General features: G+C 38.6%; 22 protein-coding genes and 1 pseudogene. 3 read left to right on the top strand and 20 right to left on the bottom strand.

The genetic code is table 11. The features are described 5' to 3' along the window. Positions 1-33 precede the first annotated feature (33 nt). The 12 genes and pseudogenes from gatB to PF327_RS00175 all read right to left on the bottom strand — a co-directional run bounded on the left by gatB (position 34) and on the right by PF327_RS00175 (position 9,300). A complete protein-coding gene (gene gatB, locus PF327_RS00120; protein ID WP_289400778.1) occupies positions 34-1,464 on the bottom strand; it encodes an Asp-tRNA(Asn)/Glu-tRNA(Gln) amidotransferase subunit GatB in 1,431 nt (476 codons plus the stop codon). Positions 1,465-1,545: 81 nt separating this feature from the next. Then, entirely contained in the window at positions 1,546-2,298 is a 753-nt protein-coding gene (locus PF327_RS00125) for a DUF3108 domain-containing protein (RefSeq protein ID WP_289400779.1), read from the bottom strand. A gap of 2 nt (positions 2,299-2,300) precedes the next feature. Further along, on the bottom strand, positions 2,301-2,837 hold the full coding sequence (locus PF327_RS00130; protein ID WP_289400780.1) for a thiamine phosphate synthase: 537 nt from the start codon (positions 2,835-2,837) through the stop codon (positions 2,301-2,303). Further along, positions 2,834-3,115 (bottom strand): hypothetical protein, encoded by a 282-nt coding sequence (locus PF327_RS00135; protein ID WP_008243597.1) that lies wholly within the window; start codon positions 3,113-3,115, stop codon positions 2,834-2,836. Before PF327_RS00135 ends, PF327_RS00130 begins: the two co-directional genes overlap by 4 nt. Positions 3,116-3,138: 23 nt before the next feature. Beyond that, the gene (locus tag PF327_RS00140) at positions 3,139-3,816 is read right to left on the bottom strand and encodes a F0F1 ATP synthase subunit A (RefSeq protein WP_008243598.1); all 678 of its coding nucleotides are present in this window, start codon (positions 3,814-3,816) and stop codon (positions 3,139-3,141) included. A 68-nt stretch (positions 3,817-3,884) separates the two neighbouring features. Continuing rightward, positions 3,885-4,637, bottom strand: a complete 753-nt coding sequence (locus tag PF327_RS00145; RefSeq protein WP_289400781.1) for a TIGR02757 family protein — start codon at positions 4,635-4,637, stop codon at positions 3,885-3,887. Positions 4,638-4,689: 52 nt separating this feature from the next. Further along, positions 4,690-5,412: an LPS export ABC transporter ATP-binding protein gene (lptB, locus tag PF327_RS00150; protein WP_008243603.1), complete on the bottom strand. Its 723-nt coding sequence runs from the start codon at positions 5,410-5,412 to the stop codon at positions 4,690-4,692. Continuing rightward, entirely contained in the window at positions 5,412-5,834 is a 423-nt protein-coding gene (gene tsaE, locus PF327_RS00155; protein ID WP_289400783.1) for a tRNA (adenosine(37)-N6)-threonylcarbamoyltransferase complex ATPase subunit type 1 TsaE, read from the bottom strand. The genes lptB and tsaE overlap by 1 nt, the downstream gene beginning before the upstream one ends. Further along, positions 5,834-6,838, bottom strand: a pseudogene (trpD, locus tag PF327_RS00160) (anthranilate phosphoribosyltransferase); the annotation flags it as partial. The pseudogene trpD and the gene tsaE, both read right to left, overlap by 1 nt. A gap of 220 nt (positions 6,839-7,058) precedes the next feature. Next, the gene (locus PF327_RS00165) at positions 7,059-7,304 is read right to left on the bottom strand and encodes an RNA-binding S4 domain-containing protein (RefSeq protein ID WP_289400785.1); all 246 of its coding nucleotides are present in this window, start codon (positions 7,302-7,304) and stop codon (positions 7,059-7,061) included. 208 nt (positions 7,305-7,512) lie between these two features. Next, positions 7,513-8,706, bottom strand: coding sequence for a tetrahydrodipicolinate N-succinyltransferase N-terminal domain-containing protein (locus tag PF327_RS00170; protein WP_289400786.1), 1,194 nt, complete (start codon positions 8,704-8,706; stop codon positions 7,513-7,515). Positions 8,707-8,862: 156 nt separating this feature from the next. Continuing rightward, the gene (locus PF327_RS00175) at positions 8,863-9,300 is read right to left on the bottom strand and encodes a hypothetical protein (RefSeq protein ID WP_289400788.1); all 438 of its coding nucleotides are present in this window, start codon (positions 9,298-9,300) and stop codon (positions 8,863-8,865) included. A gap of 472 nt (positions 9,301-9,772) precedes the next feature. Between PF327_RS00175 and PF327_RS00180 the strand changes: the two genes are divergently transcribed. Together PF327_RS00180 and PF327_RS00185 are read left to right on the top strand one after the other, a co-directional pair. Beyond that, on the top strand, positions 9,773-11,677 hold the full coding sequence (locus PF327_RS00180) for a TonB-dependent receptor plug domain-containing protein (protein WP_289400789.1): 1,905 nt from the start codon (positions 9,773-9,775) through the stop codon (positions 11,675-11,677). A 1-nt stretch (position 11,678) separates the two neighbouring features. Continuing rightward, entirely contained in the window at positions 11,679-12,239 is a 561-nt protein-coding gene (locus tag PF327_RS00185) for a hypothetical protein (protein WP_289400791.1), read from the top strand. Positions 12,240-12,260: 21 nt separating this feature from the next. Here the strand turns inward: PF327_RS00185 and PF327_RS00190 are convergent, their stop codons facing one another. The 4 genes from PF327_RS00190 to PF327_RS00205 all read right to left on the bottom strand — a co-directional run bounded on the left by PF327_RS00190 (position 12,261) and on the right by PF327_RS00205 (position 17,024). Further along, entirely contained in the window at positions 12,261-13,271 is a 1,011-nt protein-coding gene (locus PF327_RS00190; protein ID WP_289400793.1) for a glycosyltransferase family 4 protein, read from the bottom strand. Between the two features lie 2 nt (positions 13,272-13,273). Next, complete coding sequence (locus tag PF327_RS00195) at positions 13,274-14,014, bottom strand: tyrosine-protein phosphatase (protein WP_289400794.1); 741 nt, start codon at positions 14,012-14,014, stop codon at positions 13,274-13,276. Beyond that, on the bottom strand, positions 14,011-16,314 hold the full coding sequence (locus PF327_RS00200; RefSeq protein ID WP_289400795.1) for a GumC family protein: 2,304 nt from the start codon (positions 16,312-16,314) through the stop codon (positions 14,011-14,013). Before PF327_RS00200 ends, PF327_RS00195 begins: the two co-directional genes overlap by 4 nt. A 104-nt stretch (positions 16,315-16,418) precedes the next feature. After that, positions 16,419-17,024 (bottom strand): porin family protein, encoded by a 606-nt coding sequence (locus tag PF327_RS00205; protein ID WP_289400796.1) that lies wholly within the window; start codon positions 17,022-17,024, stop codon positions 16,419-16,421. 229 nt (positions 17,025-17,253) lie between these two features. On the opposite strand from PF327_RS00205, the gene PF327_RS00210 reads away from it, so the two are divergent. Further along, positions 17,254-18,420, top strand: coding sequence for a nucleotidyltransferase domain-containing protein (locus PF327_RS00210; protein WP_289400798.1), 1,167 nt, complete (start codon positions 17,254-17,256; stop codon positions 18,418-18,420). 54 nt (positions 18,421-18,474) lie between these two features. Here the strand turns inward: PF327_RS00210 and PF327_RS00215 are convergent, their stop codons facing one another. The 4 genes from PF327_RS00215 to PF327_RS00230 all read right to left on the bottom strand — a co-directional run bounded on the left by PF327_RS00215 (position 18,475) and on the right by PF327_RS00230 (position 23,533). After that, the gene (locus tag PF327_RS00215) at positions 18,475-19,611 is read right to left on the bottom strand and encodes a glycosyltransferase family 4 protein (protein ID WP_289400800.1); all 1,137 of its coding nucleotides are present in this window, start codon (positions 19,609-19,611) and stop codon (positions 18,475-18,477) included. Between the two features lie 100 nt (positions 19,612-19,711). Then, positions 19,712-21,619 (bottom strand): asparagine synthase (glutamine-hydrolyzing), encoded by a 1,908-nt coding sequence (gene asnB / locus PF327_RS00220; RefSeq protein WP_289400802.1) that lies wholly within the window; start codon positions 21,617-21,619, stop codon positions 19,712-19,714. Between the two features lies 1 nt (position 21,620). After that, entirely contained in the window at positions 21,621-22,436 is an 816-nt protein-coding gene (locus PF327_RS00225) for a glycosyltransferase family 2 protein (RefSeq protein WP_289400804.1), read from the bottom strand. Then, positions 22,436-23,533, bottom strand: coding sequence for an EpsG family protein (locus PF327_RS00230; protein WP_289400806.1), 1,098 nt, complete (start codon positions 23,531-23,533; stop codon positions 22,436-22,438). The genes PF327_RS00225 and PF327_RS00230 overlap by 1 nt, the downstream gene beginning before the upstream one ends.

Genomic DNA, 23,533 nt, shown 5'->3' on the forward strand with positions numbered 1-23,533 from the left:
TCCCATGGTACGATGCCATGGATGAATTATATTTTATCCCAATCTTTGTTTCAGTAACTCATTGACCTTACCAGGATTTGCAGTCCCTTTGCTGGCTTTCATCGTTTGTCCGACAAAGAAACCAAAAAGCTTCTCTTTACCGCCTTTATACTCTTCTACCTTTTCCGGGTTCGCAGCCAGTATCTCATCGATAATGGCCAAGATAGCGCTATCATCACTGACCTGTGCAAGTCCTAGCTTATCGATCAATCCATCGATATCACGATCTTCATTTTCCATCATATGATCAAGGATCTCTTTAGCACCTTTACCGGAGATAGTATTGTCAGTAATTTTAGATACCAAGGTACCCAGTGTTTTGGCATCTACCGGCGAATCTTCTATAGAGACTCCTGCTTTATTCAGACGGCCAAGAAGTTCAGAGGTCAACCAGGTTACTGCTGTTTTAGCCACAGCACCGTGCTCTAACATCTCTTCAAAGTAGTATGCCATCTCTTTATCTGCTGTGATCACATGGGCATCATAAGGCTTGATCCCAAGTTCTTCCATATACCGTTTTGCTTTTGCATCCGGAAGTTCCGGCATGATCTTTGCTTCTGCTACCATCTCATCCGTCACGATAAGCGGACGCAGGTCTGGATCCGGGAAGTAGCGGTAATCCGCAGCTTCTTCTTTTCCTCTCATTGATTTTGTTACACCCTCTTCCACATTCCAAAGACGTGTCTCCTGATAGACTTCCTCTTCATACACACCATCTTCATAGGCTTCAGTCTGTCTTTGCACCTCATAAGCGATCGCAGCAGACACGAATTTAAACGAGTTGATGTTTTTGATCTCTACTCTGGTACCAAACGCTTCTTGGCCTTTAGGACGGATGGAAACATTCACATCACATCTGAACGATCCCTCTTGCATGTTTGCGTCTGAGATATCAAGATAACGTACCGTAGAGTGAAGTTTTTTCAAGTATGCTACCGCTTCATCAGCACTTCTCATATCCGGTTGAGATACGATCTCAAGCAGTGGTGTACCCGCACGGTTGAGATCCACCTTCGAGTGGTTTCCCTCATGCATGTTCTTCCCTGCATCCGCTTCAAGATGCGCCTGTGTCATACCTATGCGTTTTTGTGTACCATCTTCCAAGTCTATGAACAACTCACCATTTTGTACGATCGCCTTTGTCAACTGTGTGATCTGATACGCCGACGGACTGTCCGGATAAAAATAAGATTTTCTATCGAATACAGAATCATGGTTAACATCTGCATTGATCGCATATCCAAATCTCATCGCCTTGATCGCAGCTTCTTTATTGACCACTGGTAAAGCACCCGGAAGTGCTAAACAGGTAGGACAGGTATTGATATTTTGATGCTCTGCAAAAGAAGTAGGACAAGAGCAAAAGAGTTTAGTTTTAGTGTTAAGCTGCACATGCACTTCAAGACCGATAACGGTTTCAAACATAGTAAGTATCCTTATAAATATAACGCGTATTTAATAAGGTAGATTATAGCGTTTTGCTTATTTAAGAGAGTTTATTCTCCACTATTGCTTGATGATACGTACATCCCCGAAGAAGATCAAGTCTTTCAGGACAGCTTTTTCTACCAGCCCCTCTTTACCGATCCTTACATCCAATTCACCCTGTTTGCTATGGTAAAGTTTACGATACATTACCACCCTACTGTACCAATCACCCTCTTGACCCTCACCTACAAAATCTATGATCTCTTTTAAGACTTTTCCAGAAGGTATCGTTATGTCAACACGCCCATTTTTACGGTCTTCCCCTACGGCTTTAAATTGATACTTTTCAGGTCTGTATTTCTCTTTGATATGTACTGGAAGATTCAAAAAAAAGGTCATGAGATCATCTTTGGCATAATACTCCAGTTTTTCTGTAGCATTGATGATCTGTTGATCATATTTCCACTTTTTATACTGACGTGTGAGTCTCTTTTTTTTATGATCCACCCTGTAGATCGTTGTACTGGTATAGGGACCAAAAGATTTGATCATCTGATACATATCCGTCACCAGAAGACCTTTTGAAATGTGTCCTTTCGAGATATGTCTCTCTTGAAGATCATCAGTGACAGTTTTTGCTATACCCAGTGTAGATACATTTGCATCTATCATATAATATGTGTCATCAGTTCTCAGAATCGCATGTGCCTTACCCACTTGACCAAATATGCCATACTCCACACGGTAATCCGCTGCAATCTCTTCGGCCTGCAGAAGTACTGAAAAAAAGACACCAATGAGAGAAATAAGCAGTAAACTATTTCGTAACATTCCTATGCTCCAAAATAGCGGATAGAGGCAAAACCGCTAGCACCGTATCTTTCACATGCACGTATCTGCTCCTCTGTCAAAATACCTCCCAAGGCCAATACAGGTATATGTACCTGAGACGTCACAGATCTCAACACTTCCAAGCCTACCGGTGCACCTTTATTCGGCGTTTCAAAGATAGGACTGAAGGTTGCCATATCTGCCCCTAAGACTTCTGCTTTTTTGAGCTCTTCTATCGTATGGGTACTGACCACCACAAAGAGACCCATTGCTTTTGCCTCGGCTATTTCATCGAGTTGCAGACTGCTTAAATGTACGCCGTCAGCCCCTGCCGCTTTTGCCAATGAAGGGTTACCGTGAATAATGACTTTTTCAAAATCATACATTTTAGCCGCTTGAACGAACGCAGCTTCATGCTGAGAGACGTTGGATTTGTCCCGATAGACGATCATAGAAGCTTTTTGAGAAAATCTCTTAAGGTCACGTTCTAAATGGTTGAAATCTAAGGTAGAGGGGTCAGTGATAGCATAGCTGATCATTGGTGGTTTTGTTTCTCTTTTTGTTCGAGAAGTTTTTCAAGAAGCGCTGTCTGTTTTTTCAATTCTAAATATCTCTCTTTGCCTGTGATGATATGCTCAAGTATAAGCACGGATATCATCCCCGGTAGTGCACCGATAAAAGCAGATATGAATGCTAAGAGTAGACTCTCTGGATAAAAAGTGAGAAATGAAGTGATGGCACCTAGCAGGACAGATGCCCATGCTACGCCCAAGAGAAAGTTAACTACAAAACTCAAAGGTCCGTTTTGCAGTCTCATGTTTAGAAGTCCCCGAAATGATCTTAGTGATCATCTTCCATAGCTACGGCACCTGCAAGGTACACATAGATAAGGATCATAAATACAAACGTCTGAAGCAATGCTGAGAACGTAAGTAGTAGGTATGCTGGAAGTGGTGCAATGAAAGGTACCAACATAAGAAGTACCCATAAGAAAAGGTCATCCCCTTTGATGTTACCGAAAAGTCTGAATGAAAGTGAAATGATTCTTGAAATGTGAGAAACGATCTCGATCGGGAACATCAACGGTGCCAATAGTTTCACAGGCCCTGCAAAGTGCGCAAAATATTTGATTACACCATTCTCTCTGATTCCTTCGTAGTTGTAGTAGAAAAATACCAGAAGCGCTAAAGGCAATGTAATGTTGATGTTTGAAGTTGGTGCTTCAAATCCAGGGATAATACCGATCACGTTTGAAACAAAGATAAATAGACCCACTGCAGCAACAAGTGGAAGGTATTTTCTCGCAAGCTCTTCACCGATCACATCTTTACCCATAGCGATCACACCGCCAAGGTACGCTTCCATAACATTTTGTGTACCTGTCGGTACTGCTCTAAGACTCTTTGTTGCCATTTTTGCAATTGCCAGTACGATAATTGCCACCAATACCAAATGTGAGACAAACAGCATTTGTCCATGACCGAAAATAGCGCCCAGGTAAGTAAATACACCTTCCATAAAACATCCTCTTGTAAGTTTAATATTGCGGGATTATATCCTTTTTCACCTTAGGAAACCTCTAAATTCTATGCCAATTTTTCCTGTCCCAGACGATAAAGTGCAAAATCGTATTTAATAGGATCTTTTGCATCAAATGTACGCAAGGTATCTGTCAATTCAATACTGGCCTTCATATCATACGTTTTACGCTTGAGTAAGCCTAAACGTCTTGAGACCTGGAACGTATGTGTATCCAGAGGCATGAGCAGATCTTTTTTATCTATCTTAGACCATAAACCCATATCTAAAGCATCTTTTCGTACCATCCAGCGTAAGTACATCATATAACGTTTGTAGGTCCCTGCCGAAAGTACTTTTTTGGGTATGGAACCTACCAAAAAATTGTACCCGCGTGTTTGTCTGGGATAGACCGACTGTAATCTCTCTATGAAATACCAGAGACCATCTAAAATATTTCCTTCTTTTTTATACCCGGTATAAAAAATATCTTCAATACTCTCTAACGATCTAAGACGCTTTAACGCGATGAAAAGGGCAGCGATATCTTCACTTTTTTGAAAACGGTAATAATGGGAAGAGAGTGCTTTTTGTACTTTTTCGTCACTGGCGTCCAATAAAGAAAAATCCAGACTTCGTAAAAACTGGACGATAAGCCCAGCATTGCCGTAACCGAACAGTGCACAGATCAGCGCTATGGATTCATCCTGATACTGTGATGCAACAAAAAGAGGATCAGGCTTATCCAAAGAGATTTCAGAACTGTTGTTCCTGGCCTCAACTTCATTGTCTAAAAGAGTTTTAATCTCAGATAATCTCAATAAGAATTCCAATCATTCGTAACACTTAGTACGTAGCACTTAACACTTCATCCTAAAATGTAAAGTGTTCACCAAGATAATGTTTACGTACATTCTCGTCATTAGCTACTTCATCACTGGTACCTGTCGCTAACATTTCTCCGCTTCGCATCACATAGGCTCTGTCACAGATACCCAGTGTTTCACGTACATTATGGTCTGTAATGAGAATACCCATATCAAGATCTACCAGTTGTTTGATAATATTTTGTATGTCCAACACAGCTATAGGATCCACACCAGCAAAAGGTTCATCCAGAAGTAGGAACTTTGGTTCTCCTACCAGTGCTCGTGCTATTTCCACTCTTCTTCTCTCTCCCCCACTGAGGCGTATACCAAGGCGGGCACGGATAGGTTCAATGTTGAAGATCTCCAGCAGTTTTTCAATGCGTGGCTGGATCGTCTTTTTATCAAGGTTCAGTGCTTCTGCTGCAATAAGCAGGTTTTCTTCTACTGTAAGGTCTTTAAAAATGCTGGACTCCTGAGGCAGATACCCTATACCCATCTGTGCACGGGCACTTAAAGGCAATTTGGTGACATCTTCACCATCCAAAAAAACCTGCCCTTCTGTCGCATCCGTTAATCCGCATACCATGTAGAATGAAGTGGTCTTTCCCGCACCGTTGGGACCAAGAAGCCCTACGATCTCTTTACTCTTCACCTCTAAAGATATATCATGGACCAACTTTGTTTTTTTAATGGTTTTGGCCAGATTTTTGGCTTCTAGTGTATGCATTATACGTCTATCCTGTAAATTCTACTGTTTTTTTGAGACTCAATGTCTATGGTTGTAACATTATAACCTACGCCTTCTAAAAAGGCTTTAAGCTCATCCGAACCCCACTCTACCATATGCCATCCCGGCTTTTCGAACTCTTCAAAAAGTCCCATCTGCATAAACTCTTCATGGTCTAAACGGTAGAGGTCGTAATGGTACAGACTGCTGCCATCTTTTGCACCATAACACTGCTGTAAAGAAAAGGTCGGAGAGGTCACTTCACCTTCGATCCCTTTGGCTTTGGCTATGGCCTGTGTGAGTGTCGTCTTTCCTGCAGCCAGATCACCTCTTAAAAATACGATCGAATCAGAAGGAAGTGTCTCTTCTAAGTAACTGACCACTTTATCCAGTTCATCTAGGGATGCAATGATCTCTTTCACTAGGCATTACTTCCTGAGAGCTGTTGACTAATCTTGGCCATACGTTCTAGATGTTCACTGGCCTTACCGCTGTCAAGTCCGCTTTTAGCCATCTCGATCGCCTCTTCTATGTCACGCACATGACCGTCTACAAAAAGTGCAAAGGCTGCATTGAGCAGCACAATGTCTCTTTTTGCACCTTTCTCTTTACCAGAGAATATATCGCGTGTGATCTGCGCATTAAAGTTTGCATCCCCGCCCAGAATGGCCTCTCTAGGGGCTAGTTTAAATCCAAATCTCTCCGGATTGATCTCACCTTCCAATATACGGTTTGACTCTACATAGGCAAAAGAGGAATTGCAGGCAAGCGAAATCTCATCCATACCATCATGACTACTGACCACACAGGCACGTTTGGCACCCAATTCAACCAATGCATCGGCTATACGCTTGATGAAAGAAGGGTCGAATACCCCCAAAAGGTATTTCTCTGCACCGGCAGGATTTGTCAATGGTCCAAGAATATTAAAGATAGTTCTGTGTTCGATAGACTTACGTATAGGCATAATATGCTTCATCGCAGGATGATGGTCTGTTGCAGGGAAAAAACAAAAGCCTGTCTCTTCAAGCATTTTGATCTTATTCTCTATAGTGAGGTCTAGGTTAATGCCCAGTGCTTCAAGGACATCTGTAGATCCTGAGTTGGAAGTCACGCTTCTGTTCCCATGTTTGGCCACAACACGACCCATAGAAGCAAGAAGAAGCGACACAGTGGTAGAGATATTAAAGCTTCCACTTTTATCTCCACCAGTTCCCACTACATCGATGGCTTTTTCTTTCAGAGTATCAGATAAAGAGAGTTTGATAGAGTGTTCACGCATGACTGAAGCAGCCGCAGCAATATCACTGCCGCTTTCACCTTTTTCATACAGTGCTACAAGGAAATCTCTTGCTTCCTCTGTACCCATCTCGTTATTAAATAGTCTTTCAAATTGTTCTTTTATATTCATAGGGGAGATTTTACCATGTTTATATTTGTATTGAAATTATGTATTGTACAAAGTACACCTTATGACATCATGAACACCCTTGTCAGCGAAGCGATTTGAGAGTGATGTCGATTTTTGTTTCGTTTTTCTAAAAAATGAAAGGAGAAACATCACCACAGTTTAAAATAGAAGGAATATAGATAAAAAATAAATAGCGCTTAACATCAAAAGGCTTTATAACCTGAATCATATTCAGTTAAAGCTCTTTTACATACTCTTCTTTTTGACTCTTAGGTATGGTCTTGGTTGTAGGAATCTGCAGGACTTCATAGGACTTAGGACCCTTAAGATACTCTATGGTCACCTTATCCCCTACGGCTACATTCTTCGACGCTTTAGCCTTCATTCCATTGACATAAACCACACCAGATTTAAGCATATCCGTAGCAATAGTACGACGCTTCACCACATTCACAGCCGACAACCATTTATCTACACGCACCCTAAAACTCCTATTAATCACACGAAGTGTGCCCAGTCACAGCAAACGCCGTCAATTTATCTTAAACAGTGTCGACCTGAACGCCCTTGAAAGCGAAGCGATTCGAGAAGGTCGACGATTTTTGCTTACTTTTTCTAAAAAAGTAAGAGGAAAGCATACTCACAATCCAAGTGAAAGGAAATTAATCCAAAATACCTAATACTAAAAATTAGTGCAATTCCACGTTCAACTTCACTTCTCTCGTACTTCTACGAGCAATGATCTCACCTGTAGTAGAATCTTGTCTAAAGTGGATCCCGTTAAGCCCTTGAAGCTCTGCACCTTTAAACGTTGTTTTATACTCAAGTTTTGCTTCAGGATTCGCTTCAGCGATCTTAGCCAACTCTTCCGGAGCGATCTTGATCTTCGTACCGGCCAAAATCGTGATACCTGCATCCACAATACATGCATCACCCAAAGGAAGACCGGTTACAGAGTTTGCACCAAGAAGTGTGTTCTCCCCGATGCTGATAGGATTTCCGTCCGTACCAGAAAGGACACCGAGGATACTTGCACCACCACCGACATCTGAACCTGCACCCACGATAGCAGATGAAGAGATACGACCTTCAACCATCACAGGACCGAGTGTTCCTGCATTGAAGTTGATATATGATGCACCTGGCATCACTGTTGTACCTGCAGCAAGTTGCGCACCCATACGTACTTTAGATGCTTCCAGGATACGTGTATTATCCGCTGGGATCACATGCTGTAAGAATCTTGGGAATTTGTCGACAGCATCCACAGCCGGATAGGTACCGTTAAGTTTCATTTCGATCTCATTTTCTCTGAGGTAATCCAGTTCATACGGTGTATTACCTACCCATGCCACATTTGACAAGATACCAAATGCACCATTCAGGTTGATCTTTCTAAGTTCTGCTTTACTCTGAGAAAGCGCATAGAGTTTAAGATAGACTGCTTCTACAGATCCAGGGTTTGCATCTTCGAACAAAAATACGATTCTAAAGTTTTTACCAATATCCGCCATGTTTGATAATGCTTTGATCACTTGTACGTTTTTATGCGCATCCCCTGTTGCTTCTGCTACATACGGAGCAAAGGCTGCCATGGCATTGTGTACAAAGTTATCATTGATCGTTGCTACAAATTCAGTTCCTGAAAAGTCTACATCACAATTTGCTTCCTGCAATGCTTTGATAAATACTGCAGCACTTCCAAAGTTCTCTTTCCAGTTGATGAGTCCAAAATTAGCCTGAAGTATTTTCTCAGCATTTTTTTGACCTCTATCCACTCTTGCGATACCAAATGCCATAGGCTCTTTGTATCCTGCTTGCGAAGTAACATCTGTTACCAATTGTTTAAATGCGTCTGTACTTGTCACTGTTTCAATAGCCATTGAACTTCCTTTTATTGTTTCTCCATACTATATGGCAAAGCCACATAGTAATTCCTCTCACTTTTGGCTAAAGCCTTATGCAGAAAACCACTAAATGGTTTTTCGTAAAAGCTTCGCCTTTGGCGAGAAGAAACATAGAGTTATTTTTAAAAGCGATTATACTTGATTTTCTTTAACGTTTTGCACGGAGCGCATGATTTCAAACCAGTCTCTGGAAAAATGCTTCTTGATATAATCTTCATGATGTGGCACTGTACAACCACTGCAATCTTGATGGATAGCATCATCAGAGACAAACTGCGCACCATCTTTGGACTCGATACTACATCTGCTGTAGAGCACTTGATTCTCTTCTTTGAAAAGCCCATTATCATCAAAACGAAAGTTGGGGCAGGCACAGAGGTAGCAGTTCAGTTCCTCCATCTCATGACACTTTTTCTTGTCTTTATAGAGAAAACAGAAATCCGGTTCCTTTTCCACCATATTTTCAAATTTAAAGTATGCAATAACATCATCATCGCTCAAGGCTTCGAGTTTCTTCATGATATTCTTGTGTTTTTCTCCATGTGCTTCAAACCACTCACTGTAATTCATAGCCAACCTTTTTCTCAACATTCAATAGATAATTATACTTTTTTAGCCTAGATTATGCAATCGAATTACTAAAATTAGTGCAAGTGCTTGTGTTATGTGTGCTTGCAAGGAATTTGAGATTAACCCTTAGGTTAATCGATAAATCTTTATAAATGTCCATGACACAATGATTTGTGCTAGTTTAGTGATTTCTATCATATGATCTGGTCTTCACCAAAACTCTACAGTAGCACCTAAACTATATTGCTGTACAATCCGCCCATGAAACATCTTAGAGGCCACAATAAAAACTACTTTTCATTAGCCGTCATCGCCATGTACTCCACACTTTCAAAACTATGTTGGATCGACAGCAATTTTCAGTACCATAAAAAAGCCTTTATCTACCACGAGTACAAAACCTCTCCTCCTTGTTTATCCATTTTTTACTGATCAACGCACTATTACATACTAAATAAACAAGGACCAACCCATGACATTTAAGTCACTCAGCCTTATCACGGCTACACTATTATTAACGACACCAAACTATGCTGAAGAGTTAGAAAACATTACTATCACATCTACATCATTTGAGATCTCTGAACTTGATGCACCTTCAAGTGTAGACGTATATACACATGATGATATTGAAGCATCAAACTCTGATGATATCTTCCAGTTTCTCAATGAGCAAACCTCTGTGACGTCCATGCCATCTTATAGTAATCCATTTATCCAAAACCTTGATCTAAGAGGCTACGGTCTGGCAAACGGATATCAAAATATCGTGATCACCGTTGATGGAAGAAGAATGAACAACATTGATAACGTACCACAACTTTTATCGGCCATTCCATTAGAAGATATTGAACAGATAGAGATATTAAAGGGGGGCAGCAGTGTCAGGTACGGAGATGGTGCAAATGCCGGATCTATCAATATCATCACAAAAACAAATAGTAAAAATTATGTGAAATCCTATATGGGGTCTCAGGGAAGAAAATTTGGCGCCATCAATCTATCACATCAATTTGATAATTTGATCGTTAAGGGGTATATGGATTATTTTAAGTCAGATGGATTGAAACAAGATGAGAGATACAGCAAAAACAAATTTGTGAGTATGAAATACTTTCCAACGGATACTTTAGAACTTAGCTTAAAACGAAGCTTTGCAAAGATGCAGACAAAATATCCAAACCCTATCACATTGGATGATTTTAACAATAATATAGAAAAAGACAATGGTTTTAATGAACAATACTTATCTTCTTATGTGACCTCTATGGGGTTAACGTACGATATTACACCCAATTTATCATTAGATCTCAACTACAATGACGAAAATAAGAAAAGTGAATATATCAGTCCATACCCTGCAGTATTTCATTATAAGTATAAAAGTTTAGTATCACAATTAAAATATACAAATGAACAGACAAAGATCCTATTGGGGTTTGAACTCTTTAATGGAGATAGACAATCTACAACTGACACGACTTCCAAAGATAATCAGGCATTTTTCATTTCTGCAGCACACACTTATGACAAAAGTAGTATCAACATTGGCGCACGATATGAAAAAGTGACTTATAATCATACCCCAACCAGTGGTGCAGATTTTGACCAAAAAGAGTCACTACAAGGTTATAACCTTGGATACAATTACAAATTAAATAACACTCAATCACTTTTTGTCAATTTTGATAGAGCCTACCAAGCACCAAATATCGATAACTTCTTTGCATTTAACTGGAGTACTTTTGCGCTTGACTTTAATCCAGACATCAAACCAATGAAAACAGATACCCTAAGTGTTGGATTGAATGCCATTGATCCTAAAAACAAACTAAAGATCACCCTCTTTGGAACAAAACTAAAAGATGAGATCTACTATTACAACAGTGGTAGTTGGCTTACAAGCATCAATACCAATATCGATAAATCATACAAATATGGTTTAGAATTGTTTGACAAATACAATATCAATGAGAATTTCTACACTTCAGTAAACTATCGGTATGTTATTGCTAAAATTGATAGTGAAGATGAAGCAGATCATGCCTATGATGGAAAATATCTTCCAGGCGTTTCAAAACATAATGTCACACTGAATCTTGGAACAACATTTGGGAAGTTCTCTGGTGTATTATCCCATACCTATAAAAGCAAAGCGTATGCAAGTGATGACTTTGAGAACAATTTTTCTCAAAAACAAAAAGCATACAATAGTACAAACCTTTCACTCAAATATACATTGAGTCAATATGCAGAACTCTTTGCAAAAGCTGAAAATATCTTTGATCAGAAAAATGGTATTTGGATCAGTGATGATGTGATATACCCGATCAATTTTGAAACAATATACTACGCAGGTATAAAGGTAAAATTCTAAAATGAAAATTATCCCCTTATGGTTCATCCGGTACAAGTTCTTCAATTCCCTCTTTTTGGGATTGAGTGTGGGTGCTATATTTACACTTTATGCACCGCTTGAACCCTCTATCTATTCCATGGGGGGAGTATTGCTCGCAATGGGTATGCTGATCGTTGCAAGATTTTACCATACTATACTCAATGCAGAGTGGTTTTTCAGGATCTCACTCTTTGTAGAAGGTGTTTTACTCTTAGCCATGCTCTACTTTCTCTATGCTTCTTACAACTATCAAACCGCCCTGCTGCTTTACATCGGGTATCAGATCACGTTTGTTTTTGGCAATTATCTTATAAGAGCTGAAACACTTCTACTCAACACAGATATCCTCTTAACCAAACTCGATACAGTCAAACAGATAGGCTATCTTTTGGGTATGGGGCTCGCATATCTTTTTTACAAAACCCTTACACATTACGGTATAGACGATAACCAAACACAGGTCTATGACCTGCATTTTTTACTGATAGCTGTTGAGTTGGTTGTGATTGTTCTGATTATAAAAAGTTTTAAAAGAGTATAGAAAACTTCGTAGACAAAGTGGTTAACAGTTTCGCTTTTGTCTTTTGATCATCGCGGCAAGAAACATATACATCAGTATCCCATTGAGTAAAAAAAGTATCAGTAAGAATCCTTCATCCATATGTTTCTCCAGTTGCAGCCCCGTTAAAGAGTAAATGGCTTGAAATACCCCTAAAAAAAGTACTGTATTACGTGTATCTTCTGCAAAAAAGTGTCGCAGTATATGGTGAATATGGCATCTATCTGCAGAAAACATAGATCTCGCTTTGATCTTTCGACGCATCATCACTACCAATGTATCTAAGATGGGAATTGCTGCTATGAACAGTATGCTGACAGTAGGTAGATAAGCCAGTGACTTGATCGCCAATAGTGAGATCACAAACCCCAATGTCAAAGAACCGCTGTCTCCCATAAAAATGGAAGCCGGGTGCCAATTAAAGACAAGAAAGCCTAATAGTGCTGAGATAAATGCTCCAGACATCATCATCATAAACAGATCATCATAGGTGTACCCTACTACAAAAAAACTTCCAAGTATCACCATACTCACTGTAGCTGCAAGTCCATCAAGTCCATCTATCAGATTCATTGCATTGGTGAACCCGACCACGGCAAAGATGGTAAAAGGAAGTGCAAACCATCCCAATGAAAGTTCAAATCCAAAAAATACACCCAGATGATCGATCACAATATTGTCAAAATAAAGCAGCACAGTACTGACTATAATAATCAAGAATTTAGTGTTGGGTGAAGTATCACGATGATCATCCAGTAACCCCACGATAAAAACAAGTAAAACAGCTATACAGGTCGATGCATAAGAGAGTATCACATCAAAATAAAAAATAGGAAGTACCAAAGCGATCGCAAGATAAAACCCTATCCCCGCACCTCTTGGTGTATGATTCCTGTGTGTACTGCGCTCATTAGGCACATCTATCAAGCCCATCTCTGCGGCATAATGTTTCACCAAGCCGACCAAGAGCAAAGAGAGGATGAAGATGCCTACAAATACCATATACATCTGCATAACTATGCTCCGAGCGTATGGTTCAAGATCGTATTGTTTTCCCATACCTTTGCATATGCTTCACTCATGAATACATCATCCAGAAATTTCGTCTGTTTGAGATGATGTATATCCGAACCTAAGAAATCGATCATCCCATGTTTAGAGAGTATCTCTGCTTTTTTCTTAGCATCTTTGCCGTAGTGACCTCCCAGGGAATTCAGATCGAGCTGGAAAAGTACACCAAGCTCTTTAAACCTACCATACTCTTTGAGCGGATCGCTCACATAACGGTAACGTTCAGGATGTGCCATAAGTGGTATATACCCAGCAGCAGAAATTTCAAAGATCATCTCTTCGACCTGCAAAGGTTTAGTCACATACGAAGTTTCAAAAAGAAGGTATTTTCCATCAATACTCATCACTTCATCACTATGAAGTTGATCATAGAACCCTTCATCCAGATAATACTCTGCAGCAGCTTCTATCTCTATCTTAATACCCTCACCCTTGGCCGCCTCTCTTAAAGAGACCAATCCCTCCTTGATGATCTGAGGTGTATTGCGGTAGACATCTATCATGATATGCGGTGTGGTGATCACTTTCTCGTAACCCAGTGCCTCCATCCCTTTCAAAAGAGAGAGGCTCTCCTCCATACTTTGGGAACCATCATCGATTCCCGGAATGAAGTGTGAATGAAGATCTACTTTCAGCACAGGTCCTCTTTTTTTCTCTTTTGTTTTTTTAAAGAAAGGAAAGATCATTTCTCATCTTCTTCATAATATCCGTACCCATACCCATAACCGTAGCCATATCCGTGCCTCGACGTTTTCACATCATTGAGCACGATACTTAAACCACTGATCTCTTCTTTGGAAAGTTTTTCTATACTGTGCAAGAAACCTTTTTTAGAGTAATCTGCTCTAAGCAGATAGATACTGGTATCTGCAAAAGACATCAAAGTACGTGCATCCGTGACCAAACCTATCGGAGGGGTATCAAGGATGATCACATCATACACTTCTCTTAATTTTTCTAGTACCTTTTCCATCAAAGGACTCTGTATCAATTCACTTGGATTTGGCGGTACCGGTCCAGAAGTGATAATATCCAAGTTCTCATACTCAGTCTGCTGAATTACTTCTCCTAAAGCCGTATGACCTGAGAGTAAGGTACTCATACCTTTACTGTTTTGAAGCCCAAACTTCTCATGTAGTGTCGGTTTTCGCATATCAAGATTGAGTATGACGGTTTTCTTATCTGCCATACTCATGATCCCTCCCAGGTTGATACAGGTGGTGGTTTTCCCTTCTCCACCGATCGTTGAAGTGATGGCGATGACATGGGTACTCGTATTTCTCACCATAAACTGCAGGTTAGTACGTATATTTCTAAAAGATTCAGCTAAAGCTGATTTAGGGGAGGCAAATACCTGGACCGCACCATTAATTTCTTTCATATGCGGTATCTGTCCAAGTACAGGTACATCCGTCACTTTAGTGACATCTTCTTCCTCTTTGATGCGGTCATCCAGGAACTCTCTTAAAAAGGCAACAGCAATTCCAAGTATTAATCCTAATATCAACCCTACCAATACAATCATCTTGCGTTTAGGCTTAATAGGAGATTCCGGGTAAAGTGCCTTATCAATGATCCTGTTCTTACTGACCGTAGAGGCTTTGATGATCGCTGTCTCTGAGCGCTTCTCCAAAAGATAAGAGTAGATCTTCTCATTCACCACGAACTTACGCTGCAACTGCCCGTACATTCTCTCATCTGCAGGAAGTTGATTTAAAAGTTTCTGCTGCTCAGAGATAGATCGTTCAAGCAATGCCTTTTTCTCTTTAATACTTTGACTCATACTCTCGATCGTCATAAGTACATTCTTTTTAAGTTCTGCGATCACTCTTTTAAGTCTACGTACCTCAGGATACATTTCAGTTTTCGTTTCACGTAGGATTTTATGCTGAGCGATAACCTCATGAAGTTCTTTGAGCATAGCAGAAATTTGTGCCTGAACCATCACAAGCCCTGTAGCAGTAATACTCTCAGAATCCTGTCCCGACTTCATCTGTTTATAGAGTGTATTTAACATCTCATCTTCCATAGAGATCTCTGCCAGTTTCGTTTCAGATTCACTCATCTGTTTAAGGATATTTTCTGCTTTTGCACTTAAACTTACCGTATTTGAAGATTTTTTGAACTCTTCTAGTTTAATCGCCGAACCTTTAAGGTTTTCAGTGATGGCTTTCAACTGTTTATCGACAAAATCAAGTGTGCGTGTTGCCTCTTGTGTCTTTTTCTCTATATTTTGCTCAATATAGGCTTTAGCCAAAGCATTCGCAAACTCCTGAGCACGCAAGGCGACATTATCGCTATATGAGATCTCAAGGATAGTAGAATACCTGGAGAGTTGATCGACTCTGACACCTCTGGCAACATTTTTTGCCATATTTACAGGGTCCAATATTACAAAACGGTACTTTGTATCTTGCGGTTCTTTGGTTTTTACAATGTTCAGATGAAAATGTTCTGTCACGATCTCTTCGCCGTAAGGAAGCGTTTTATCATAACTCCATAAATTTCCATGCCTGTCTTTTGCCTCTTCCACGATCAAACGATAGTGCTTTTCATCAACCGGATAAAAGTCAAAAGAGATACCATACCCTTTGAGCATTCCCACTTGAAAGGGGCTCTCTTTATACAATTCGATCTCTTTGAATTTTCTGGTTGTGTAGTATTTATGGGTAAAATCTACCTCTTTGAGTGCTTTTTCAGTAAGAAATCTTGACTGTATGAGCTCCATCTCTGTAGCTGCATTCATGCTGCCTGATTCCATGGCCATTGCAAGTACATCCTGACCACTACTACTGTGTTTATCCAAACCTACTTCAACTGTGGCTGAAGCCTTATAGAGATTGGGTTGAAAATAGGCATAATAACTACTAGTACATCCAAATAGAATAACAAAAAGAAGAATCATTATTTTATAGCGATAAAGAGTTCTAAATATCTCTTTAATGTCTATCGTATCTTCTTCTATTTGCAAGCTGTCTCTGTTCATTCTTTTCCTTAGGTTCGTAAAGTATTCTAATCATTGGTGTTCTATATCTGGAAGATATAAGTGAAGTTCTCTTCGAGTCCTATTTCTGACCCAAAGAGAAAGGATTAAAAGTTATAAGTTATACCTGCAGTAATGGCATCTGTATCCACATCTTCCACTGTTCCATACCAAGTGCCACCCATACCGTTTGCGATACTGACAAAATCAACAAAGAATCCAATATCTTCTGAATAAGCATAATTTACACCTAGACCCCACTGGAATCCACTATCATCCACATCGATATCTTTGCCATCTATACCATCAACTGTCATACCACCAAACCCTAGCAATGCATATAGATTCCATTCTTCATTTACCGGGTATTGAGGTTTTGCATAGATACCCCATGTATCACTGTTAATGCTGTCTTCATCAAACATATAGGTTGAATAACGACCTTCTACCGCCATATACTCATTAAACTCATATCCAGCTAATACTAAAAGGTTTCCTGTTCTATCACGGTCTGAATGATTATTGAAAAAGTCTATAGAATCGGTCCCTGTACTTAGCCAGGCGAAACCAACACCCACATAGAAGTTCTTCTCTGCTTCTACAACTTCAACTACTGGTTCAATTGCTGGTTCAACCTCTTTCATGTCTCCGCCTGCAAATCCCAAACTACTTAACGCCGCAACTGCCCATACCGAAAGTACTATCTTTTTCATTCTTTTCCCTTGTGTTTTTAATACATAGATTATACTATTTTATGCTTTACTTAATAATTACATTGAACAGTAAGTTTACCTCATCTGAACCCACTACACAATATTAAGCCAGCATCATAGCTTAAAGATGTCATATTTATGTCATATATCCAAACTTTTCTCTTTATACTTAAAGCTTAACGCTTAGTACTTAACGCTATAATCCCCTATGCTAAGTAAAAATACAATCGTGCAACTCAATGATGATCTCAAGTTCCTGGTCGCCTGTTGCCAGACAGAACCATCTGTAGATGACAACAAATTTATCCTCTCTTATCTTAACGCTGAACGCTTTGACCTGAACGCTTTGATTAGTCTGGCTAATCAACATGGCGTGCTCCCTCTCGTATACAAAACCATGAAAAAAATCGTTGTAGATGACCCTAATTTCATTCAACATTTTCTCTCTGAGCTAAAACCATACTACATGTCTATTGTTCAAAGAAACATGTTAATGACAACTGAACTCATCAACATCATCAAACTGCTCAGAGAGAACCAGATGGAAGCTATTGCCTTTAAAGGTCCCACCCTTTCTCAAAAAGCATATGGCGATATCACGTTACGACAATTTGGTGATCTGGATATACTCATAAAGAGGTCAGATGTTTCTACAATGATCGGTCTATTGATAGCAGAAGGCTATGTACCTCAGCTTGAGCTGGATACAAAATTAAAAGAGACTTTTCTTAATGCATTGAATGTTATTGGTTTTTACAAAAACACTTCAAATATACTTATAGAAGTACACTGGGAGTTACTCTCAAAAAACTATGCTATAGCGTGGGATGAAGATGCACTTTGGGGTCAAAAGAGAGAGAGTATAACTATTAATAAATTCAGCCTTCAAGTGCTCCCCTGTGAGGAGCAACTTCTTTATCTCTGCACCCATGGTTCCAAACATCTCTTTGAACGTCTTGAATGGATTTGCGACATTGACAGATACATCAAAGTTAATCCCGATATCAACTGGACATACCTGCTCAATGAAGCTAAAAAACGTGGTATCAAACGTATGCTCTATCTCGGATTGACACTCTGTCAACATTTCTTTAGACTAGAACTCCCAGAATTAATCGAAGAAAATATAAAACAGGATAAAAAACTGTCTGAACTCATATCCAAAGTTATTAAATCTAATTTTTCAGAAACTTCAAAAGAGGGGAAAAACTATAGTTATTTAATGCTAATCTGGAACTTGAGAGAAAATCTCCCTGACAAATTTCGCTTTACATGGTATGCATTTTTCGCACCACAATTTGATGATTTTAAATTTATTCAGCTACCTAATTATCTAGCATTTCTCTACCCTCTAGTAAGACAATTTCGACTAATAAAAAAATATATCCAACGTTAACTCTTATCAATTATTAAACATGTGTAAAAAGCATTTTTACACATGTTTGATATTTCATGAAAATATTGTTCTGATTGCTTTTTGATACTTTTCGATGATGATCCTCTCATCAAACTCAGCGATCACTTTTTCTCTTCCTCTTTGACCCATTTCACTGCGCTCATCCTCAGAGAGCAATAACACCTTTTCCATCTGCTGCGCTAAAGAGTCAGCATCTTTGACGTTACACAAGTAACCAGTGATATCATCATCCACTACATTTTTACAACCAGGAACATTCGTCGTCACTATAGGTTTGGCCATACTTGCTCCTTCAAGAAGTACTCGTGAAAGCCCCTCTCTGTATGAAGGCAACACCACGCAGTCATGTTCTGCTATAACTGCACTTACCTCATCTGTAGCCCCCAAATGATGTATGATCCCTTCGGCTTCCCACATCTCTATCTCATCATGCGTAACAGCCGTAGGATTCCCTGGATAATACGTTCCCAATATATTAAATACAGCTTCAGGGTATTTGCTCTTAAGCATCCTTGCAGCTTCTACATACTCTCCCAATCCCTTATCTCGTATAAGTCGTGCTATAAACAAAAAATGTAAACTCTTTGCTCTTCTTACTTCTCTTTCAAGAGGTTTGAATTTTTCAATATCGATCCCTGAACCGGGAAGAATATCTGTTTTCTTTTTTTTCACCAGTTTGGATTTTATAAAAAGTGCTCTGTCGTTTTGATTTTGAAAAAAGACTTTTTTGGGTGCTTTTCTGTGTAAAGCCAGTTTGTAAAGAAGCCGTGCAATGATCGAAGAAGGTTTTTTATTTAAAAAAACCGTCCCAAGCCCCGATATATTACTGATGACAGGGATATCCAGTAAACTTGCTGCCAACGAGCCATAGACATTTGGTTTGATCGTATACTGCAAAAGCAGATCAGGATTGACCTCTTTATAGACACTATAAAACTCTCTAAAGAGTCTAAACTCTTCTATAGGGTTCGTACCTTTGTTATTCATGTTGATATCATGATATTCAAACCCATACTCTATGAGTTTTTCAGTATGAAAATCATAGGGAGCGATGGCAACGATATTATACCCCTCTTCTTTCAAGGCTTTAAGCAAACCCATCCGAAAGTTAAAAATATTCCAAGAAGTGTTGATAACAATGGCAATCGTTTTCTTATTTGGATCATGCATATCATTCCTTATACTGTTTTAATTTTTTATTTCATACATTTATTGCTACGGCAAGGGCAAGCTTCTTTTAGTATTTGTTCCTAAGGCTATTGTTATCTTATTACGTAAACCACTTTTCCTTCCACATCTCATACATGAGTATGAACCAGATGGCATTGACATTGCTTAGATTTCCATTGAAGAGATCCTTTTTGAGTATCTCTACTTCTTCTACATTAAAAATCTCTTTATCCAATTTAAATGGATCTAAATATTTCTCAACCAAAGGTTTAAGATCTGTCTGTAACCATTCAGCCAAAGGTATCTGGAAACCAGCTTTAGGTTTATCTATCAGAGCTTGTGGTATATGTTTATAAAGTATCTTTCTCGCAAGGTATTTTCCCTGATTGTTTTTATATTTTAATTCAACGGGAACTTTTGCCATAAATTCTATAATCCGATGATCCAGGAGAGGTTCACGGCCTTCCAGACTTACGCTCATAGTAGCTCTATCTACTTTGGTCAAAACATCATCCACCATAAAGGTTTTATAGTCTGTCAGCATCATGTTATCTAGAAATGACAAGTCTTTTTTCATAGAAAAGTTCTCATACAAAGAGCTATTTGCTTCTAATTTTAGAAAACTCTTAACTACTTGGCTATCTACATATGATGAAGCATTACGGAACATCATCTCTAATGAATCAGCATTCATGGCTCGCTTAAATTTATTGTATTTATCACGTATATTTGTTTGTTGTATCTTTTTGGGCAAGAAGCTGTTGATCTGTTCTATCTGCTTTCCGTCAAAAACATTCAACATACTTTTAAGCATTGTCTTTTGAAAACTATTTGAAAAGACCGGTGCAAATTTGTTCAGAAAAAAGTATTTGCTGTACCCACAAAATGCCTCATCTCCCCCATCTGCAGAGAGAGCTACCGTGACATCTTTTTTTGCAAGCTCAGAGACCATCATGGTTGGAATGGCAGAACTATCCCCAAAAGGTTCATCATAATAAAACGGCAGACTCTGTACTTTATCCAACATATCTTTTTTAGAAACATAATACTCTGTATGTTCAGTACCAAAATGTTTAGCAATGGCTTTGGCATGCTCTGCTTCATTATACTTTTTATCATCAAATCCTATAGTAAAGGTATGTAGTTTTCTACTTTTATCTTTTGAAAGCAAAGCAGTCACTAATGATGAATCATACCCTCCACTCAAAAACACACCCACAGGTACATCCGATACCATCCTAAGATCTACTGCATCAGTAAGTAATTCTTCAAGATCAGCAAGTATTTCTTTTTCACTTTTATCAAATTTCTCTTTAGCATAACATGCATCAGCACTCCAATACGCTATAACATTATAGGTATTACTTATTAGGTCATACTCCAAATAATGCCCCGGACGTAATTTATACGTATTTTTGAAGATGCTATAAGGTGCAGGAATGTATCCGAACTGAAAATAGTAAGGTAACACTTCGTTGTTTTGCTCTTTTTGAAATGACGGGTGTTCATGAAATGACTTGAGTTCAGAAGCAAAAAGAAATTCACCCCCATTGTCATAATAATAAAGTGGTTTAACACCTGCTCTATCACGTACCAAAAACATTGTCTGTTTATTTTTATCCAAGATAGAAAATGCAAACATTCCTAAAAACTTTTCTACCGCTTTCATACCCCATGCTTTATATGCATAGAGTATCACTTCTGTATCGGACTCAGAGACGAACTTATAACCCAATTTTTCAAGTTCTATACGAATGCTTTTAAAGTTATAGACTTCACCATTAAAAACGATGATATAATTTTCACAGTCAGAGACAAATGGCTGATGACCATGTGAGGAGAGATCTTGAATGGAAAGACGGTTATGCCCTAAATGCACAATATCATTTTCTATCTTTTGTACATATACCCCATGGTCATCTGGACCACGATAGTTCTGAATATGAAGCATCCTATGAATACTTTCTTCGTCTCTATTTTTTGATACAAAACCTACAATACCACACATATTACGATTTCCTTCCAAAATTTCTGAAAACAATGAATATTTGTCTTTTTAAAAACTTGAAAAAACTTAACAGTAATACGAAAATATACTCAAGTAGATTTATATCATTATTAGTATATAAAAATTTATAATTGTCTAATTCACCATACCACATATTCATCATACTTGAAGATAACCCAGATACACCATATGTGTTTTTATACAAAAAACATAAATTAGAATATAGAAAACTTGCTTTATACTCTGCAAACAGAATTTCAAGCCATAATCGATAGTCTTCTGAATATTTCTTATTCTCTCGAAATCGAAATGGTATAATTCTCTTTAACATTACAGTAGGAGTACTAAACCTATTCCGCACCAATAGCTTTCTTTTGGAAATTCTTTCAACTTTTTCAACTCTTTTTTTGCATAGTGTAGGTCGATTATGTACAATCTTATATAAATGGCCACTCATTGCTATATCAGGATGGTCTTCCATATAACTATACTGCAATGCAATTTTTTGGGGATGCCATGAGTCATCTGCATCCAAAAATGCGATATAGTCTTCTTTTGCATTATCCCATCCTACATTCCTAGCTTTCGCGGGGCCTGCATTTTTGTCAAGCTCGATCAGCTTGATTGAAACTCTTTTTTCTTGTTCTTTTATATAGTTTTTTATGATATCACAGGAATTATCTATACTTTTATCATCAACTATTATAACCTCTTTGGGAAGCAAGGTTTGATCTACTATAGAGTCCAGCGCTCTTAAAATTGTTTTTTCTGCATTGTAACAAGGTATTACGACACTTACATTTGCTGTTTTAGCCACTAAAAAATCTCCAAAGATTGAAATATTCTTCCTGTATAAGTTTGTAAGAAAAATACATTGAGCCCTAATAGTACAAAGATAAATAATGCTGCATACCTTTTATTAACAGCACTTACAATGATATAACTTACGATAGGTAAAATAAACCAAGAAAAAATAGCAAATCTGTCATTAAAAGGCACAAAAGAAAAAATATGATAAATACTATTGAGCAACATATAAATAGCTAGCCATCTCCGTACTATTGTCTTATGTTCATTACGAATTCTTTTTCTTAAAAGAGCATATAAAAAAATTGGAAAAAACGAAAAAAGTGCAAAATCTAGTCGAAATCCTGTCTGATAACTGATCGCTTCAAATCTCTCGTCCAGGTATGCGCTATACCTTGTTTCAGAAGCCAATAGGTCTCCGAGTGGACCGGATATCGTGTCATTGATGCCAGAGATAGACAAAAGAACACTCCCCGCCAAAATAACAAATGAGATCTTCAAAAGTCCTTTCTCTTTAAACAGTACAAATAAGGCTGCCATGGGCAGTACCAAAAACATACCGCTGTGTATCAAACCCGACACCAAAAGGGAGAGCAATGCTTTTCTATTTTTATCCTCCATCAGATAGCTTATAGCAAGTACCATAAAAACCAATCCTAAGCCTTGCCGTTTCCCATTGACAATGTAAAAAAGAAAGTAAGGGTAAAGCACATAAAAAGAAAACACTACATATCTTTCAAATGTGGGAAAAATATTTTTCAATGCTTTATAAAAAGTCAGAATAGCTATTAAATAAATCACTAAAAATAAGATATGCGGACTATCGGTAAACTGCCCTACGATCCAGTTCAAGAATCGGAAAAGATATTCTCCTGTCTGATACTTAAACACCTCATCCAGTGAAAACTCCCTAAATTTCAAAAAACCCATAGCATAACGATAAGAGTCACCCGCAAAAGGCTGAACTGTTATCACAACTCCGAGCAGTATAAGCGAAAGAAGCAGGACAAATACTGTCCCCGAACGACCTACATTGTTCCTTCTATCAGATAAAAAGGTAAGAGTAAGCAGCATAAATAACGCATAGGGAATCAGAAGATAATGCAC

Source organism: Sulfurovum xiamenensis (assembly GCF_030347995.1).
Classification (GTDB): Bacteria; Campylobacterota; Campylobacteria; order Campylobacterales; family Sulfurovaceae; genus Sulfurovum; species Sulfurovum xiamenensis.